The sequence below is a fragment of the Arenimonas sp. genome (genome assembly GCF_022842045.1).
Classification (GTDB): Bacteria; Pseudomonadota; Gammaproteobacteria; order Xanthomonadales; family Xanthomonadaceae; genus Arenimonas.
Window position 1 is genome coordinate 1 of the sequence record NZ_JALHQI010000063.1, and the last position, 16264, is coordinate 16264.

General features: G+C 71.4%; 17 protein-coding genes and 1 tRNA gene. 7 read left to right on the forward strand and 11 right to left on the reverse strand.

Translation table 11 applies throughout. The features are described 5' to 3' along the window. The 4 genes from mutL to Q0C12_RS11950 all read right to left on the reverse strand — a co-directional run. The coding region (gene mutL / locus Q0C12_RS11935) for a DNA mismatch repair endonuclease MutL (protein ID WP_290890534.1) at positions 1-1105 on the reverse strand (1105 nt) is incomplete at its 3' end. 47 nt (positions 1106-1152) lie between these two features. Then, entirely contained in the window at positions 1153-2502 is a 1350-nt protein-coding gene (locus Q0C12_RS11940; RefSeq protein WP_290890535.1) for an N-acetylmuramoyl-L-alanine amidase, read from the reverse strand. A 108-nt stretch (positions 2503-2610) separates the two neighbouring features. After that, positions 2611-3069 carry a tRNA (adenosine(37)-N6)-threonylcarbamoyltransferase complex ATPase subunit type 1 TsaE gene (tsaE, locus tag Q0C12_RS11945; protein WP_290890536.1) on the reverse strand — a complete coding sequence of 153 codons (459 nt, stop codon included), beginning with the start codon at positions 3067-3069 and terminating at the stop codon, positions 2611-2613. After that, positions 3066-4544, reverse strand: a complete 1479-nt coding sequence (locus Q0C12_RS11950) for an NAD(P)H-hydrate dehydratase (protein WP_290890537.1) — start codon at positions 4542-4544, stop codon at positions 3066-3068. Before Q0C12_RS11950 ends, tsaE begins: the two co-directional genes overlap by 4 nt. Before the next feature lie 23 nt (positions 4545-4567). Here Q0C12_RS11950 and queG point away from each other — a divergent pair, with 23 nt between their 5' ends. Next, positions 4568-5620: a tRNA epoxyqueuosine(34) reductase QueG gene (queG, locus tag Q0C12_RS11955; RefSeq protein WP_290890538.1), complete on the forward strand. Its 1053-nt coding sequence runs from the start codon at positions 4568-4570 to the stop codon at positions 5618-5620. Between the two features lie 4 nt (positions 5621-5624). Here queG and pgi read toward each other — a convergent pair whose 3' ends face one another. From pgi to pcnB, 5 genes are read right to left on the reverse strand one after another with little or no spacing between them, the layout of a single operon-like run. Next, positions 5625-7130, reverse strand: a complete 1506-nt coding sequence (pgi, locus tag Q0C12_RS11960; RefSeq protein ID WP_290890549.1) for a glucose-6-phosphate isomerase — start codon at positions 7128-7130, stop codon at positions 5625-5627. Between the two features lie 7 nt (positions 7131-7137). Then, on the reverse strand, positions 7138-7986 hold the full coding sequence (panC, locus tag Q0C12_RS11965; RefSeq protein WP_290890539.1) for a pantoate--beta-alanine ligase: 849 nt from the start codon (positions 7984-7986) through the stop codon (positions 7138-7140). A gap of 5 nt (positions 7987-7991) precedes the next feature. Beyond that, the gene (gene panB, locus Q0C12_RS11970; protein ID WP_290890540.1) at positions 7992-8816 is read right to left on the reverse strand and encodes a 3-methyl-2-oxobutanoate hydroxymethyltransferase; all 825 of its coding nucleotides are present in this window, start codon (positions 8814-8816) and stop codon (positions 7992-7994) included. Positions 8817-8841: 25 nt separating this feature from the next. After that, on the reverse strand, positions 8842-9342 hold the full coding sequence (gene folK, locus Q0C12_RS11975; RefSeq protein ID WP_290890541.1) for a 2-amino-4-hydroxy-6-hydroxymethyldihydropteridine diphosphokinase: 501 nt from the start codon (positions 9340-9342) through the stop codon (positions 8842-8844). After that, the gene (gene pcnB / locus Q0C12_RS11980) at positions 9339-10712 is read right to left on the reverse strand and encodes a polynucleotide adenylyltransferase PcnB (RefSeq protein WP_290890542.1); all 1374 of its coding nucleotides are present in this window, start codon (positions 10710-10712) and stop codon (positions 9339-9341) included. The genes folK and pcnB overlap by 4 nt, the downstream gene beginning before the upstream one ends. A 117-nt stretch (positions 10713-10829) precedes the next feature. Here pcnB and Q0C12_RS11985 point away from each other — a divergent pair. Together Q0C12_RS11985 and fdxA are read left to right on the forward strand one after the other, a co-directional pair. Continuing rightward, positions 10830-10905, forward strand: a tRNA-Glu gene (locus Q0C12_RS11985). A gap of 122 nt (positions 10906-11027) precedes the next feature. Beyond that, positions 11028-11351 carry a ferredoxin FdxA gene (gene fdxA / locus Q0C12_RS11990; protein ID WP_290890543.1) on the forward strand — a complete coding sequence of 108 codons (324 nt, stop codon included), beginning with the start codon at positions 11028-11030 and terminating at the stop codon, positions 11349-11351. Between the two features lie 73 nt (positions 11352-11424). On the opposite strand, the gene Q0C12_RS11995 is transcribed toward fdxA, so the two are convergent. Both Q0C12_RS11995 and dapA read right to left on the reverse strand, forming a co-directional pair. Then, positions 11425-11991, reverse strand: coding sequence for a hypothetical protein (locus Q0C12_RS11995; RefSeq protein ID WP_290890544.1), 567 nt, complete (start codon positions 11989-11991; stop codon positions 11425-11427). Between the two features lie 58 nt (positions 11992-12049). Then, positions 12050-12940 (reverse strand): 4-hydroxy-tetrahydrodipicolinate synthase, encoded by an 891-nt coding sequence (gene dapA, locus Q0C12_RS12000; protein WP_290890545.1) that lies wholly within the window; start codon positions 12938-12940, stop codon positions 12050-12052. Positions 12941-13055: 115 nt separating this feature from the next. Between dapA and Q0C12_RS12005 the strand changes: the two genes are divergently transcribed. From Q0C12_RS12005 to Q0C12_RS12020, 4 genes are all read left to right on the forward strand, one after another. Next, positions 13056-13616, forward strand: coding sequence for a glycine cleavage system protein R (locus Q0C12_RS12005; protein ID WP_290890546.1), 561 nt, complete (start codon positions 13056-13058; stop codon positions 13614-13616). Positions 13617-13761: 145 nt separating this feature from the next. Continuing rightward, positions 13762-14214: a peroxiredoxin gene (locus Q0C12_RS12010; RefSeq protein ID WP_290890550.1), complete on the forward strand. Its 453-nt coding sequence runs from the start codon at positions 13762-13764 to the stop codon at positions 14212-14214. A 109-nt stretch (positions 14215-14323) separates the two neighbouring features. Then, entirely contained in the window at positions 14324-15724 is a 1401-nt protein-coding gene (locus Q0C12_RS12015; RefSeq protein WP_290890547.1) for a PhoH family protein, read from the forward strand. Positions 15725-15728: 4 nt separating this feature from the next. Beyond that, a partial coding sequence (locus tag Q0C12_RS12020) for a YoaK family protein (protein WP_290890548.1) occupies positions 15729-16264 on the forward strand: 536 nt, incomplete at its 3' end.

The window sequence follows — 16264 nt, forward strand, 5'->3', positions numbered from 1 at the left end:
GCACCGGCAACCCCAGCCCGCCCTGCGCCGGCGCCGCCCAGCCACCGCTGCCGCCGCTGCCGCCGACCGGCAGGGCCATGGCTTCGCCCGCGGACGCTGCCAGCCCCGCGCGGGTCGAGGCCAGTGCCTCGTGCAGCGTGCGGTAGATGAACTCGTGCACCAGCCGCTGCTCGCGGAAGCGCACCTCGTGCTTGGCGGGATGCACGTTCACGTCTACCTGGCGCGGGTCGCACTCCAGGAACAGCACGAAGGCCGGGTAGCGCCCGTGGAAGAGCACGTCGGCGTAGGCCTGCCGCACCGCGTGCGCGACGGTGCGGTCGCGCACCGCGCGGCCGTTGACGTAGAAGTACTGTTGGTCGGCGCTGGAACGCGCGGCCGTCGGCAGCCCGACCCAGCCCCAGAGCCGCAGCCCCGCGCCGGCGTGCTCGACCTGCAGGCACTGCGCGGTGAACTCCTCGCCCAGCGCCTCGGCAACGCGCCGCACGTGGTCGCCGGCGTCGCGCGCGGGCTTGTAGTGGCGGGTGAGCCGGCCGTTGTGGCTGATGCGCAGCTCCACCCGCGGACGCGCCAGCGCCAGCGAGCGCAGCCATTCCTCGATGTGGCCCAGCTCGGTGCGCTCGGCGCGCAGGAACTTGCGCCGGGCGGGTACGTTGAAGAACAGGTCGCGCACTTCCACCGTGGTGCCGGCCGGGTGCGGATGCGGCTGCGGCGGCGCGAACTTGCCGCCGTCCACTTCCAGCCTGAGGCCGTGGTCCTGGTCCGCCGTGCGCGAGCTGATCGCGAATCGGCTGACGGAAGCAATCGAGGGCAACGCCTCGCCACGGAAGCCGAGCGTCGCGACCTCTTCGAGGTCGTCGAGCGAGCTGATCTTGCTGGTGGCGTGGCGCGAGATCGCCAGCGGCAGTTCGCCGGCCGGGATGCCGCCGCCGTCGTCGCGAATGCGGATCAGGCGGATGCCGCCCTCCTCCAGGTCGATGTCGACGCGGGTGGCGCCGGCATCGAGCGCGTTCTCGACCAATTCCTTGACCACGGAGGCCGGGCGTTCGACCACCTCGCCGGCGGCGATCTGGTTGACGAGGGTGTCGGGGAGCTGCTGGATCGGCACGGCGGGCCTCTTTGGAACGAGGCCCGATGATACCAGCGGCGGGTCGCCTACTCGGGCGCGGACGCCAGGGTCGGCGGCACCGGGATGGTCAGGCGCTCGCCGATGCGGACGGTGTCGCCGCTGAGCTTGTTGGCGGCGCGGATGCTGCTCATCGGCACGCCGTGGCGCGCCGCGATCAGGCTCAGGGTCTCGCCACGGCTGACCACGTGCTGCCGGCTGCCGCCGAACTGGCCCTGGCGGGCCGCGTACCAGGTGCCCGGGGGCGCCTGGTCGGAGAAGTAGGCGCGCAGGCCGCCATGGATGGCCTCGACCATGCGCTTGCGGTAGGCGGGGTCGCTGAGCTTGGCTTCCTCGCCCGGGTTCGAGATGAAGCCGGTCTCGACCAGCATCGAGGGCACGTCGGGCGAGCGCAGCACCACGAAGTTGGCGCGCTCGATCTGGGGCTTGTGGGTCTTTCCGAACTGCTTGAGCGAGGCCAGCACCTGGGTGGCGACATCGTCGGAGACGCGCATCGTGGCGTTCTGCGAAAGATCCAGCAGCACTGCGGCGAGGTTCTTGTCGCGCGCGTCGAGCTCGACGCCGCCCACGAGGTCGGCCGCATTCTCCTGGTCGGCCAGCCAGCGCGCGGCCTCCGAAGACGCACCGCGCAGGGACAGCACGTACACCGAGGCGCCGCTGGCGGACTTGTTGTGCGCGGCGTCGGCGTGGATGGAGATGAAGAGGTCGGCCTGCGCCTCCCGCGCGATCATGTAGCGCTGCTCGAGCGGAATGAAGACGTCGCGGTCGCGCACCAGGAAGGCGCGCATGCCGGGGTCGGCATCGATCTTCGCCGCGAGTTCGCGCGCGATGGCGAGCGTGATGTCCTTCTCGTACTTCTTGGTGGGGCCGATCGCGCCCGGGTCCTTGCCGCCATGGCCGGCATCGATTGCGATCACCAGCTTGCGGTCGCCGTTGCCGATGACGTCCTGGAGCGTGCGCGCGGGCGCAGGCTTGCCGGCGACGGTGTCGCCCTCGTCGCGCAGGTCAAGCACCAGGCGCGAACCGCTGCCGACATGTTCGATGCGGCTGCGCGGCTTCACCGCGCGCGCCAGGTCGAGCACGACGCGCAGGTCGCCCTCGGCCGGCTTGCCGGTGCGCACGCCCGCGACCACGCCGTTCGGCGCGGGCGCCTTGTAAGCCGCGCCCAACGACGTGCCCGACAAGTCGAGCACCAGGCGATCGGGGTTGGAAAGAGTGAAAACCTTGTAATCCACCGCGCCGGTGAGGTCGATCACGGCGTGCGTGCCGGCGTCGTCCTGGACCACCTTCATGGCGTCCAGCCGGGCCGCCTGCGCGTCCAGCGCGGACAGGCCCAAAAGGGCCGGGAGCAGCAAGCTGAAGGCGGGAAGGCGGCGCATGGGCGGGATTCAAGCACCGTCCGTGAAGAAAAGCAAGAAAATCCTTTTTAAATCCGGGGCCTGCCGAACCTTCCTAGGATTCGGGTCAGAAGAGCCCCGGAGAGGCCGTCAGGACGCGGCCCTGGCCAGCCAGGCCTCGCCCGCTGGACTGGCCGGCAGCAGCCGCACCCGGCGTCCCGCCCCTTCGACCGACAGCCGGAGCCGGAGGTCGGGGGCCGGCAGGCCGCCCTGCCCCCGGTCCGGCCACTCCACCAGCCACAGGCCGGCCTCGGCGGACAGCTCGTCCAGGCCGAGGAAGTCCAGCTCCGCCGCTGCCGCGAGCCGGTACAGGTCTAGGTGCGCCGCCTCGCCGCCGGGCACCGGGTAACGCTCGACCAGGGTGTAGGTCGGGCTGCGGATCGCGCCCGACACGCCCAGTGCGCGCAGCAGGGCCCGGGCCAGGGTGGATTTGCCGGCGCCCAGGTCGCCTTCCAGGTAGACCACCGCGCGCGGCGGGCGGGTGCGGGCCAGGGCGGCGCCAAGGGCTTCGGTGGCGACGGCATCGGGCAGGAACAGGTCGCGGCTCATCCGGGGTTCGCCATCCGGCGCAGGTGCGGGAACAGGTCGGACGGCAACAGGCCGCGCTCGCCGCCGACCCGGGCCGCGGCGTCGCCGGCCGCCGAGTGCAGCAGCGCGCCCGCGACCGCGGCCTGGAACGGCGGCAGGCCCTGCGCCACCAGTGCGCTGATCACGCCCGAGAGCACGTCGCCCATGCCGCCGGTCGCCATGCCGGGATTGCCCGCGCCGATGACGGCCGGGATCTCGCCCGGCGCGGCCACGAGGGTGCCGGCGCCCTTGAGAACGACGGTGCAATGGAAGCGCTGCGCGAGCGCCTCGGCGGCATAGAAACGATCGGCCTGCACCGCGCGGGTGTCGAGGCCCAGCAGGCGCGCGGCCTCGCCGGGATGCGGCGTCAGGATGGCCTGCGGCACGGCCGAGGGATGGTGGGCCAGCAGGTTCAGCGCATCGGCATCGAGCACCAGCGGCTTGCCCGAGGCCAGCGCCTCGGCGAACAGCGCCTGGCCCCACGCGCCCTGCCCCAGTCCCGGGCCGACCGCCAGCACCGTGGCGCGCTCCACCAGGGGCCGAAGCGCGGCGGCGTCTTCGACCGCGTGGGTCATGGCTTCCGGGCGCGCGGCCACCAGCGCCGCCACCCCCGAACGCCGCGTCGCCACGCTGGCCAGGCCGACGCCGGTGCGCAGCGCACCCTCGGCGCACAGCCGCACCGCGCCGCCCATGCCCTCCTCGCCGCCCACGCACAGCACGTGGCCATGCTCGCCCTTGTGGGCATTGGCGTGGCGCGGCGCGAGCCACCGGGCCAGCCCTTCGGGGCGGCATAGCCATGCGGCGGGCGTGAACTCATCGAAGGCGCCGATCTTCAGGTCGAGCCGGTCGAGCAACACTTCGCCGTCGAAATCACGGGCCATGCCGGTGTACAGCCCGCGCTTCGCGGCGATGAAGCACAGCGTGGCGGTGGCCTGCACGGCCGTGCCGGCGGCGTGGCCGGTGTCGGCATCGAGCCCCGACGGCACGTCCAGCGACAGCACCGGTACGCGCGCGGCGTTGATGCGCTCGATCATCGACTGCGCGGCTTCGGAGGGCGGGCGCGTCAGGCCGATGCCGTAGAGCGCATCCACCCAGGCCCCGCACTCGGGCAGCATGCCGTCGAAGCTGGCGACGCTGCCGCCGGCCGCGCGCCAGTCCGCCAGCGCCTGCCGCGCCTGCGCGGTGCGCGGCGTGGCGCCCGGCGGCGTCAGCACGCTCACCTTGAGGCCGGCCTCCCGGGCCAGTCGCGCCACCACGTAGCCATCGCCGCCGTTGTTGCCCGGGCCGCAGGCCACGCCGAGGTGGCGCACGCCCGGCCAGCGCTGCTGCAGCACGCGCCAGGCGGCCGCGCCGGCGCGGACCATCAGCTCGTAGGCCGGCACGCCCAGCGCGCTGGTCGCCAGCTCGTCCATGGCCCGCACCTGCGATGTCCGGTAAAGCGGCAACTGTTCACTCATGCGGGGATTCTATACTTGCGGCGATGCCCGACCTCGCCGCCCTCGCCGAACGGATCAAGACTTGGAGCCGGGAACTGGGCTTCCAGCAGCTGGGCGTGGCCGGCATCGCACTGGACGAGGACGCCGCCCACCTGCGCCGCTGGCTGGAGGAGGGCCTGCACGGCCGGATGGACTACATGGCCCGCCACGGCGACCTGCGCGCCCGGCCGGAGGAACTGGTACCCGGCACGCTGCGCGTGCTGTCGGTGCGCATGGACTACGGCACCGGCGACGACGCCGCGGCCTGGGACACGCTGGCCGCCGGCGAGCGCGCCTACGTCGCCCGCTATGCCCTGGGCCGCGACTACCACAAGGTGATGCGCCACCGGCTGCAGAAACTGGCCGACCGCATCGCCGCGGAGATCGGCCCCTTCGGCTACCGCGCCTTCGTTGACTCCGCCCCGGTGCTCGAGCGCGCGCTGGCGCGCGACGCCGGCCTGGGCTGGATCGGCAAACACACCTGCCTGATCAATCGCGACGCCGGCAGCTGGTTCTTCCTGGGTGAAATCCTCACCGACCTGCCGCTGCCGGTGGACGCGCCGGCCAGCGCGCACTGCGGCACCTGCACGCGCTGCATCACCGTCTGCCCGACCGGCGCCATCGTCGCGCCCTACCGCGTGGATGCGCGCCGCTGCATCAGCTACCTGACGATCGAGCTGAAGGAGTCGATCCCGGAGGAACTGCGGCCGCTGATGGGCAACCGCATCTTTGGCTGCGACGATTGCCAGCTGGCCTGCCCCTGGAACAAGTTCGCGGTGAAGCACGCGCAGCCGGATTTCCAGCCGCGCCACGGGCTCGATGCCGCCGGGCTGGCGGAGCTGTTCGCCTGGGACGAAGCCACCTTCCTGCAGCGCACCGAAGGCTCGGCGATCCGTCGCACCGGCCACGCCGGCTGGCTGCGCAACATCGCGGTGGCGCTGGGCAATGCGCCGACCACGCCGGCGGTGCTCGCGGCACTGGCTTCGCGCCGCGAAGACCCGGACCCGATGGTGCGCGAACACGTGGCCTGGGCGCTGTCGCGGCACCGCGGGGCCTGAGCGCTCAGCGGCGCGCGCGGATCTCGTCCAGCAGCGCCCGGGTGACCGGATCGCCGGCCTGTACCGCGTCGTCCGACAGCGCCGGCAACAGCTCGCCAGCGATGCGCTTGCCCAGCTCCACGCCCCACTGGTCGAAGGCATTGATGCCCCACAGCACCGACTGCACGTACACGCTGTGCTCGTACAGCGCGAGCAGCGCGCCCAGCGAGTGCGGAGTGAGTTCGTCGAGCAGCAGCAGCGTCGAGGGCCGGCCGCCGGGATAGCCCTTGTGCGCTTCCTGCGACGGCCAGCCGGTGGCCAGCGCCTCGGCCTGCGCCAGCAGGTTGGCCAGCAGCACGTCGTGGTGGTGGCCGTGCGCGTGCGCAGGGCGCACCACGCCGAGGAAATCCGCCGGCACCGTCTCGGTGCCCTGGTGCAGGGCCTGGAAGAAACTGTGCTGGGCATTGGTGCCGGCGCCGCCCCAGAGCACCGGCACGGTGTCGGCGATGACCGGGCTGCCGTCATGGCGCACCGACTTGCCGAGGCTCTCCATCACCAGCTGCTGCAGGAACGCCGGCAGCAGGGTCAGGCGCTGGTCGTAGGGCAGCACCGCGGTGCTCGCCAGCCCCAGGCCGTTCCGGTTCCAGATGCCGACCAGCGCGTGCCAGGCGGCCAGGTTGCGTTCCGTGGGCGTGGTCAGCACGTGTTCGTCGACCTGGGCAGCGCCCGCCAACAGTTGCGCGAAGCGCTCACGGCCGATCGCCAGCTGCACCGCGAAGCCCACGGCCGACCACAGCGAATAGCGGCCGCCGACCCAGTCCCACATCGGCAGCACGCGCTCGGCCGGGATGCCGAAGGCCAGCGTGCGTTCGAGGTTGGCGCTGACCGCGTACAGGCGATCGGCGCCGCCCATCCAGTCGCGCAGCAGTCGGCCGTTGAGCAGGGTCTCCTGCGTGCCGAAGCTCTTGGACACCAGCAGCCCGGCGGTGCGCGCCGGGTCCAGGCCGCGCAGCAGGTGCTGGGCGCCGCTGCCGTCGACATTGGTGAGGAAATGGATGCGGAAGCGACCGGCGTGGAAGTCACGCAGCGCATCCACCGCCAGCCGCGGCCCGAGGTCGGAGCCGCCGATGCCGACGCTGACGATGTCGGTGACGTCGCTGGCCTCCAGCGCTGCGTGCAGCGCGTCCATGCGCGCGTGCGCCGCCAGCGCCTGCGCCCGCGCCTCGCGCGCCACGGCCGACTGGCCCAGCCCGCCGCGCAGCGCGGTATGCAGCGCCGGGCGCCGCTCGGAAGTGTTGACCGGCTCGCCCTCGAACAGCGCCTTGAAGGCCGCGGGCAGGTTGGCTTCGCGCGCCAGTGCGAACAGCGCATCGCGCGCCTCGGCATCCAGCCGCTGGCGGGCGAAGCTGGCGTAAAGCGGCCCGACGCGCAGCGCGAAATCACTGGCGCGCGCCGCGTCGACCGGCAAGGCGCCGCGACCGACGCGCTCGGCCTGGCGGCGCAACGCCTGCCAGTGCGACGGATCCAGCATCCGGCGCTCAGTCACCATCGAACTCGAGGTTGTCGATCAGGCGCGTCCGGCCAAGGCGCGCGGCGACCAGCGCGACCAGGCCCCTCTCCTCCGGCGACTTGGCGCGGGTGAGGTCGCCGCGGCGCACTTCCGCGTAGTCCACGCTGAAACCGGCGGCCTCGAGCCGCGCCACCGCCTCGTCCTCGATGCCGGCCACGGGCAGGCCCTGGCGCGCGGCGTCGCGCATGAAGCGAAGGGTCTGGTAGATGCGCGTGGCCGTCTGCCGCTCGTCCCCCTGCAGGTACTGGTTGCGCGAACTCATGGCCAGGCCGTCGGCCTCGCGCAGGGTCGGCGCCGGGATGATCTCGACCGGGAAGCTCATCTCGCGGGTCATGTAGCGGATCACCTGCAGCTGCTGGTAATCCTTGCGACCGAACACGGCGAGGTCGGGCTGGACCATGTTGAACAGCCGCGCCACCACCTGCGCCACGCCGTTGAAGTGGCCCGGGCGGTGCGCACCGCACAGGATGTCGGTGATGCCGGGCACGTGCATCTGCACGCAGCCCATGGTGCCGAACGGGTACATCTGCTCCACCGGCGGCAGGAACAGCGCGTCGCAGCCGGTCTCGGCCAGGCCCTTGATGTCGCTGTCGGGCGTGCGCGGGTAGCGCGCGTAGTCCTCGTTCGGGCCGAACTGGGTCGGGTTCACGAAGATGCTGGCGACCACCCGGTCGGCGTGCCGGCGCGCCAACGCCACCAGGGCGTGGTGGCCGGCGTGCAGGTTGCCCATGGTCGGGACGAAACCGATGCTGGCGCCTTCGCGGCGCCACTGGCGGACCTGGGCGCGCAGCGCGGCCAGCGTGGAGTGGGTCTGCATCCGTTTCAGTATCCGTGTTCGGGGGCGGGGAAGCTGCCGTCGCGCACGGCGGCCGCGTAGGCCTGGAAGGCGCCCAGCACGGAGCCACCCTCGGCCAGGAAATCCTTGACGAAGCGCGGGCGACGGTGGCCGCTGTTCATGCCCAGCAGGTCATGCAGCACCAGGATCTGGCCGTCGCAGGACGGGCCGGCCCCGATGCCGATGGTGGGGATGGCGACCGCCGCGGTGATCTCGGCCGCCAGCGACGAGGGCACGCATTCGAGCACCAGCAGGTCGGCACCGGCCTCGGCCACGGCGCGTGCGTCGGCCAGCAGCTTCTTCGCGGCCGCGGCCTCCCTGCCCTGCACCTTGTAGCCGCCCAGGCGCAGCACCGACTGCGGCGTCAGGCCCAGGTGCGCGCACACCGGGATCTCGCGCTCGGCCAGGAAGCGGATGACCTCGAGCTTGGGGCCCGCGCCTTCGAGCTTCACCATCTGCGCGCCGGCCTGCAGGCAGCGGGTGGACGCGTCGAGCGCGCGCCCGGGCGTGGCATCGGACTGGAACGGCAGGTCCGCGACCAGGAAGGCGCCGGACAGGCCACGCGCCACGCAGGCGACGTGGTAGGCGATGTCATCCACCGTGACCGGCAGCGTGCTGTCGTGGCCCTGGCAGACCATGCCCAGCGAGTCGCCCACCAGCACCAGGTCGATGCCGGCGGCGTCGACGCTGCGCGCGAAGCTGGCGTCGTACGCCGTGATGGACACGATGCGCCGGCCCTCGGCCTTCATCTTGCGCAGCGCGGGCACCGTCAGGCGGGCGCGCGCCGGGGCGTTGGGGTCGTTCGCATACATGGCGTGGGCCCGGGGGGAAGGTTCCCTAAGGTATCGCTTCGATGCCCGAGACATCCACCGCGGCGAGCAGCGAGGCAACCTCGCCACGGCCCGGGATGACCAGCGCCGGGGCGATCTCAGCCAGCGGCACCAGCACGAAGGCGCGCTCGTGAAGATGCGGATGCGGCAGCGTCAGGCCGGGTTCGTCGACGACCTCGTCGCCGTACGCCAGCAGGTCGAGGTCGAGCACGCGCGGGCCCCAGCGGTCGGTCTCGCTGCGCACGCGGCCGAAGCGCTCTTCGATCGCCAGCAGCGACGCCAGCAGCACCTGCGCCGGCATGCGCGTGCGCAGCTCGACCACGGCATTGAGGAACGCGGGCTGGTCGGTCTTGCCCCAGGCCGGCGTTCGGTAGAACGCCGACTGGCGCTGGATCGTGGTCTGGGGCAGCGCATCCACCGCCCACAGCGCCTCGACCATGGTGGTTTCGACGTCGCCCTGGTTGCCGCCCAGGCCGACGAAGGCGCGCACCGGGTCGTCCGGCCTCACTCGGCGCCGCCCTCGCCCCCGCCCGGCTTGCGCCGGCGCCGGCGGCGCTTCTTCGGGCCGGGCGTGGCGCCCTCGTCTTCGGGACTGGCGTCATCGGGGTCGCGCTCGCGGCGCGGCGCCTTCGGATCCAGGCGTTCGGCCAACTGCTCGGGCGCCTGGGCCTGGGCCTCGCGCCAGAAGGCGACGTCGGCGGCCAGCTCGGGCGCGGCGCCGGCGCGCAGCTCCAGGAAATCGAAGGCGGCGCGGAAGCGCGGGTGCGACAGCAGCCGGAACACCCGCTTGCGCACGCGCTGGGCGAAGCGCGGCTGCAGCAGCCAGATCTCCTGCATGGGCTGGGAGAACCGGCGCGGCAGCGCGATGCGCTGGGCCTGGTGCAGCGTGACGCGGTCGGCGGCGCGCTGCTGGGCGACCAGCGGGTCGATGCCGGCCTTCTGCATCACCGCCAGCTCGCGGCAGTACGCCGGCCACAGTAGCGCGGCGAACAGGAAGGCCGGCGTGACCGGCTTGTCCTGGGCGACGCGCTCGTCGGTGCTGCGCAGCGCCTGCAGCACCATGGCGCGCAGGGCGCCGCTGCGGTTGGTCTCGAGCGCGACCGCGGTCTCGGGGAACAGCGCCGGCAGCAGACCGTGGTTCTCGAGCAGCATGAAGCTCGATTCGGCGTGGCCGGCCAGGAACATCTTCAGGCACTCGTCGAACAGGCGTGCCGGCGGGGCGGCCGACAACAGCGGCGCCAGCTCCGGGATCGGCGCGGCGGCGTCCGGGGCGATGGCGAACCCCAGCTTGGCCGCCAGGCGCGCGGCGCGCAGCATGCGCACCGGGTCTTCGCGGTAGCGCTCGACCGGGTCGCCGATCAGGCGCAGCACGCGGTCCTGGCAGTCCTGGTAGCCGCCGCAGTAATCGCGCACCGAGAAGTCCTCGATCGCGTAGTACAGCGCGTTCGCGGTGAAGTCGCGGCGGACCGCGTCGTCCTCGATGGTGCCGTAGACGTTGTCGCGCAGCAGGCGACCGCCGTCCTCGGTCTCGCGGTCGCCGCTGCCGTCGTCGGTGTTGGCGCGGAAGGTGGCGACCTCGATGATCTCGCGGCCGAACACCACGTGCGCCAGCCGGAACCGGCGGCCGATCAGGCGGCAGTTGCGGAATAGCGACCGCACCTGCTCCGGGGTGGCGTCGGTGGCGACGTCGAAGTCCTTGGGATGGCCGCCGACCAGCAGGTCGCGGACCGCGCCGCCGACCAGGTAGCCCTGGAAGCCGCCCTCGCGCAGCTTGTAGAGCACGCGCAGCGCGTTGGGACTGATGTCCTTGCGGGAGATGCCGTGCTCGGCGCGCTGCACGATCAGGGGCGTGAGGGGAGTGGCGATGCGCTTGTCCATTCGGGTCGGGGCGGCGCGGGGTCCTTGCGCGGCGTCTTCGGGCCGGGACGGGAAGCAGCTTCCCGGCACCGGTAAAGCCCGGTATACTAGCGCCCGCTGCACCGCTTCGCCATCCGCGCTCCCTTCGTCTAGTGGCCTAGGACACGGCCCTCTCAAGGCTGGAACAGGGGTTCGAGTCCCCTAGGGAGCGCCACTCTTCAGAAGGCCCGGCCATGCCGGGCCTTCGCTTTTTGCGGCGCCGCGGCCGCCGCGCTGGGCGTCGCCGGCCGCTGCCGCTAGAATCGGCGGCGTTCGCAACCCCCACGAGTCCCGGCCATGCCCTTTGTCGTCATCGAGAACTGCATCAAGTGCAAGTACACCGACTGCGTCGAGGTGTGCCCGGTCGACTGCTTCCACGAAGGCCCGAATTTCCTGGTGATCGATCCCGAGGAGTGCATCGACTGCACCCTGTGCGAGCCCGAGTGCCCGGCCAAGGCGATCTACCCGGAAGACGACGTTCCCGCTGGCCAGGAGGGTTTCATCCCCCTCAACGCCGAGCTGTCGAAGCAGTGGCCGGTGATCACCACCCGCCAGGACCCGTTGCCTGACGCCGCCGAATGGGACGGCAAGCCCGGCAAGCTTCCCCTCCTCGAACGCTGAGCCACGAAAAAGGGGCCAGGGTGATGATTCGTTCGGGACGAATCATCACCCTGGCCCCTTTTGGTTGCGCTGGTTACTGGGCGAGCTTGTCGCGCAGCAGGGCCAGCAGCTCGGCCGCGGCGCCGGTGGTGACCGGCTGGCCGTTGGCACCCAGCGCCACGACGCGCGAGCCGGACGTGGTCGGCTCGGCGCGCAGCAGCACGGTGACGCCGCGGTACGTGGCTTCGTGGCTGTTGAGCAGCTTGGCGCTGTCGCCCACGCGCACGCCGGCGATGCCCGGCAGCGCCTGGCCGACGCGGCGCCAGGCCTCGTCCGCCGAATCTGACAGGGTCAGCTCCGCGATGCCGGCCACGCCGCTGGCGGGCAGCGGCTCGGCGGCATCGCCACCGCCGAGGCTGTTGGGCGGCAGGTCGCTGCTGATCAGCGGGCCTTCGCTGGCATCGGGCACCACGATCGCCGCGCCCATCGGCGGCGTGTCCAGGCCGGCCGGGACCACCAGGGGCTTGCCCTGGGCGCTTTGCTGGTACTCGACGTCCATCCCCAGCTTGCTGCGGGTCCAGGCGCAGCCGGCCTGCGAAACCAGGGCCACGGCCAGGGCGCCGAACAGCAGCGGGCGAAGGGAATGCTTGGACACGGTCATGCGGGATCTCCTGGAGGGCGCTGCGGGCAGGCTGCGGCAGGCGCCAATGGTAAGCGGTTCAGGCCAGTTCCTGCTCGACCTGGCGGCACAGCGCGGCCATCCGGTCGGCCAGGGCGCCGTGCGGCGCGGACAGGGGCAGCAGCGGCAGGCGCAGGCCGTGGCCGATGCCCTGCCGGGCCAGCAGGGCCTTGACCGGGATCGGGTTGGACTCGATGCCGGTGAAGTCGTAGACCGGCTGCAGGCGCGCATCCAGCGCCCGCGCGGCATCGGCGTCGCCGCCAGCGGCCAGCGCACAGAGCCGGGCGAAGGCCCGCGGCAGGACGTTCGACGCGACCGAGATCACGCCGTCGGCGCCGCCGAGCAGGGCGCGCACGAAGGTGGGGTCGTCGCCGCTGAGCAGCGCGAAGTCGTCGCCCGCCAGCGGATAGAGGGCATTCCAGCGTGCCTCGTCGCCGCGCGCCTCCTTCAGGCCGATGATGCCGGGGTGGCGGCACAGCTGGGCGACGGTTTCCGGCAGCAGGTCGCAACCGGTGCGGCCGGGCACGTTGTAAAGCACCACCGGCAGCCCGCCCTGGGCCGCGACCGCCTGGTAATGGGCCACCAAGCCGGGCTGGGTCGGGCGCACGTAGGGCGGCGTGACCACCAGCGCCGCGTCGGCGCCGCCGTCGCGGGCGAGGCGGGTCTGGGCGATGGTCTTGGCGGTGTTGGACTGGCCGGTGCCGGCCAGCACCTTCATCCGGCCGCCGACGCGCGCCACCGCGGTGCGCAGCAGGGTCATGAATTCGTCGTCGGTGAGCGCGGCCGCCTCGCCGGTGGAACCGGCGACGACGATGCCGCGGCTGCCGCCGGCGAGCTGGGCGTCGAGCAGGCGGGCCCAGGCGTCGAGGTCGAGGTCGCCGGCCGCCGTGAACGGGGTGGCCAACGCGGTGATGCTGCCGGAAAGGTGCAAAGGAGAGGCCTTGCAGGGACGTGGCCCGATGTTACTTGCGGCTTCAAAGCGGCGGCAAGTATGCTGGCCGGGACACTTACGCGCGGGTTCATCCGCGCCGCCACGGAACACCGAATTGACCGACCCCGCCGCACGCCCCGCTGCCAACGAGAACCACCTGCTGATCAGCGCTTACACGACGCATCCGCAGTCCCCCCTGTTGGCCGTCACCCGGCGCATTTCGGACAGCGGCTGCAACATGGTCGACGCGCGGCTATCCACCGTGGGACGCGACGTGTCCGTGACCGCGCTGGCCGTGGGTTCCTGGGACGCCGTGGCCAAGCTCGAAGCCATGCTCACCCGCCTCGAGCGCGAGGAAGGCTACAAGCTGGTCTGGTACCGCACCGGCCCCAAGGCCCTGCAGTCGAACCTGCTGCCCTACGTCGTCGAGGTGGTCGCAGCCGACAAGCCCGGCATCCTGTTCCAGCTGGCCGACTTCTTCGACCGCCAGGGCATCACCATCGAAAGCCTGCACAGCTCGCGCTACCGGGCCATGCAGACCGGCGCCGACATGTTCTCGGCCCAGGTCACCATCGGCATCCCGTCCAACATGCACATCGCCGCCCTGCGCGACGACTTCCTCGAGTTCTGCGACCACCTGAACCTCGACGCCATCATGGACCCCATGAAGTTCTGACCACGGAGCGCGACATGACGTACTTCGGCCTGATCGGATTCGTATTCGCCCTGCTCGCCTACAGCGAGGTCCATTCCCTGAAGAAGCGCGTCGCCGCGCTGGAAGCCGGACGCGGGGCCACTGCCCCGTGAATGTCGGCGACCGCATCCTCGACCTCCCGATCACGCTGGGCAAGGGCGGCGGCGCCAACCTCGCCGATTACCGCGGCCAGTGGCTGGTGCTGTACTTCTACCCCAAGGACAACACCCCCGGCTGCACCACCGAGGGCATCGACTTCAATGCCCTCTACCCGAAGTTCCGCAGGCTCAAGGCCGAGGTCCTGGGCCTGTCGCGCGACTCGGTGAAGTCGCACCAGAACTTCTGCGCCAAGCATGGCTTCGCCTTCGACCTGGTCTCCGACGCCGACGAGGCCGCGTGCCGCGCCTTCGGTGTCATCAAGGAGAAGAACATGTATGGCAAGAAGGTGCTGGGCATCGAGCGCAGCACGTTCCTGATCGACCCCCAGGGCCGCGTCGCCGAAAGCTGGCGCGGCGTGAAGGTGCCCGGCCATGCCGAGGCCGTGCTGGAAGCCCTGAAGAAGGCCGCCAAAGCCAAGTGAGCCACCCCCGAGCAAACCCGCCCCGCCGTCTCGCCCCGCGAGCCTCGGCGGCGCGTCCTTGTGCCGCACACGGATGTGCGACCGTGTCCCTTCCCAACATGAGAATCCCATGACGAGAAGCAAGCGTATCTACGTGCTGGACACCAACGTGCTGATGCACGACCCGACCGCGCTGTTCAAGTTCGAGGAGCATGACGTCTTCATCCCGATGATGGTCCTGGAGGAGCTCGACAACGGCAAGAAGGGCCACAGCGAGGCCAGCCGCAACGCCCGCCAGGTGAGCCGCTTCCTCAACGAGATCATCGAGGCGCACGGCACCGGCAACCGGATCGACGAGGGCGTGAGGCTCGTCCAGCCCAAGGGCCTGCAGCTGCGCGCCAACGAAAGCGTCGGCCGGCTGCTGTTCCAGCTCAAGCCCGTGGAGGTGGGCAAGCGCTTCGGCACCGTGCTTCCCGACAACCAGATCCTGGGCTCGATCCTGCAGCTGATCGAGGACCACCCGGGCGTGCCCGTGGTGCTGGTGTCCAAGGACATCAACCTGCGCATCAAGGCTTCGATCTGCGGCGTGAAAGCCGAGGATTACGAGAACGACCGCGCGATCGACGATTTCAACCTGCTGTTCACCGGCGCCACCGAGCTGGCCGCCGACTTCTGGGAGCAACACGAAGGCAGCCTGCGCAGCTGGACCGAGAAGGGCCGCACCTTCTACGAGGTGCGCCGCCGCGACGACGACGGCTGGTACCCGAACCAGTTCCTGTACATGCCCGGCGCCGAGGAAGTGGAGATGAAGGTCGCGCGCCTGGACGACGAGCGCGCGGTGCTGCAGATCGTCGACGATTTCCGCGCGCCGCAGCACCAGGTGTGGGGCATCAACGCCCGCAACCGCGAGCAGAACTTCGCCTTCAACGCGCTGATGGACCCGGAGATCGACTTCGTCACCCTGCTCGGCACCGCCGGCACCGGCAAGACCCTGCTGGCGCTGGCCGCGGGCCTCACGCAGACGATGGACATCCAGCGCTACCGCGAGATCATCATGACCCGCGCCACGGTCAGCGTGGGCGAGGACATCGGCTTCCTGCCCGGCACCGAGGAAGAGAAGATGACGCCGTGGATGGGCGCGCTCACCGATAACCTCGAGGTGCTCACCCACACCGAGGACCACGGCAGCTGGGGCCGCGGCGCCACCAATGAACTGCTCGCCAGCCGGATCAAGATCCGCTCGATGAACTTCATGCGCGGCCGCACCTTCCTCAACCGCTGGGTGATCGTCGACGAGGCGCAGAACCTCACGCCAAAGCAGATGAAGACCCTGATCACGCGCGCCGGCCCGGGCACCAAGATCATCTGCATGGGCAACGTGGAGCAGATCGACACCCCCTACCTCACCGAGACCACCTCGGGCCTGACCTACGCCGTCGACCGGTTCAAGAACTGGGCGCACAGCGCGCACATCACGCTGCGTCGCGGCGAGCGTTCGCGCCTGGCCGACTACGCCTCGGAAGTGCTTTGAGGCCATGACCGAGCGGCTGGCGACCTGGGTCTGGGTCGGGGCATCCGCCCTGGCCCTGGTCGCCGGCATGGTGAACGTGGTGGGTTACCTGGGCTTCGAGCACCAGGCCATCACCCACCTCACCGGCACCACCACCCTGCTCGGCGCCGCCCTGGCCGGCGGCGACGGCCGCGCCGCGTGGCAGCTGGCGGCGATGCTGCTGGCCTTCGTCGGCGGCGCAATGCTGAGCGGGCTGCTGGTGCAGGACAGCGTGCTGCGCCTGGGCCGCCGCTACGGCGTGGCGCTGGCGCTGGAAGCGGTCCTGCTGGCTGCGGCGGTGCCTCTGTTCACCCGCGGCAGCTTCGCTGGCCCGGTGCTGGCCGCGGTGGCGATCGGCCTGCAGAACGCGATGGCCACGACCTACAGCGGCGCCATCATCCGCACCTCGCACGTCAGCGGCATGTTCACCGACCTCGGCATCACGCTGGGCCACGCCCTTCGCGGCCTGCCAGTCGCCCGCCGCCGCCTGTGGCTATGCCTGGTCATCATCACCAGCTTCCT

Bases quoted from the DNA above. Each gene is read 5' to 3' on its own strand.
- Q0C12_RS11940 (WP_290890535.1), bottom strand. From the start codon at position 2,502: ATGCGCCGCCTTCCCGCCTTCAGCTTGCTGCTCCCGGCCCTTTTGGGC.
- tsaE (WP_290890536.1), bottom strand. From the start codon at position 3,069: ATGAGCCGCGACCTGTTCCTGCCCGATGCCGTCGCCACCGAAGCCCTT.
- Q0C12_RS11950 (WP_290890537.1), bottom strand. From the start codon at position 4,544: ATGAGTGAACAGTTGCCGCTTTACCGGACATCGCAGGTGCGGGCCATG.
- queG (WP_290890538.1), top strand. From the start codon at position 4,568: ATGCCCGACCTCGCCGCCCTCGCCGAACGGATCAAGACTTGGAGCCGG.
- pgi (WP_290890549.1), bottom strand. From the start codon at position 7,130: ATGCTGGATCCGTCGCACTGGCAGGCGTTGCGCCGCCAGGCCGAGCGC.
- panC (WP_290890539.1), bottom strand. From the start codon at position 7,986: ATGCAGACCCACTCCACGCTGGCCGCGCTGCGCGCCCAGGTCCGCCAG.
- panB (WP_290890540.1), bottom strand. From the start codon at position 8,816: ATGTATGCGAACGACCCCAACGCCCCGGCGCGCGCCCGCCTGACGGTG.
- pcnB (WP_290890542.1), bottom strand. From the start codon at position 10,712: ATGGACAAGCGCATCGCCACTCCCCTCACGCCCCTGATCGTGCAGCGC.
- fdxA (WP_290890543.1), top strand. From the start codon at position 11,028: ATGCCCTTTGTCGTCATCGAGAACTGCATCAAGTGCAAGTACACCGAC.
- Q0C12_RS11995 (WP_290890544.1), bottom strand. From the start codon at position 11,991: ATGACCGTGTCCAAGCATTCCCTTCGCCCGCTGCTGTTCGGCGCCCTG.
- Q0C12_RS12015 (WP_290890547.1), top strand. From the start codon at position 14,324: ATGACGAGAAGCAAGCGTATCTACGTGCTGGACACCAACGTGCTGATG.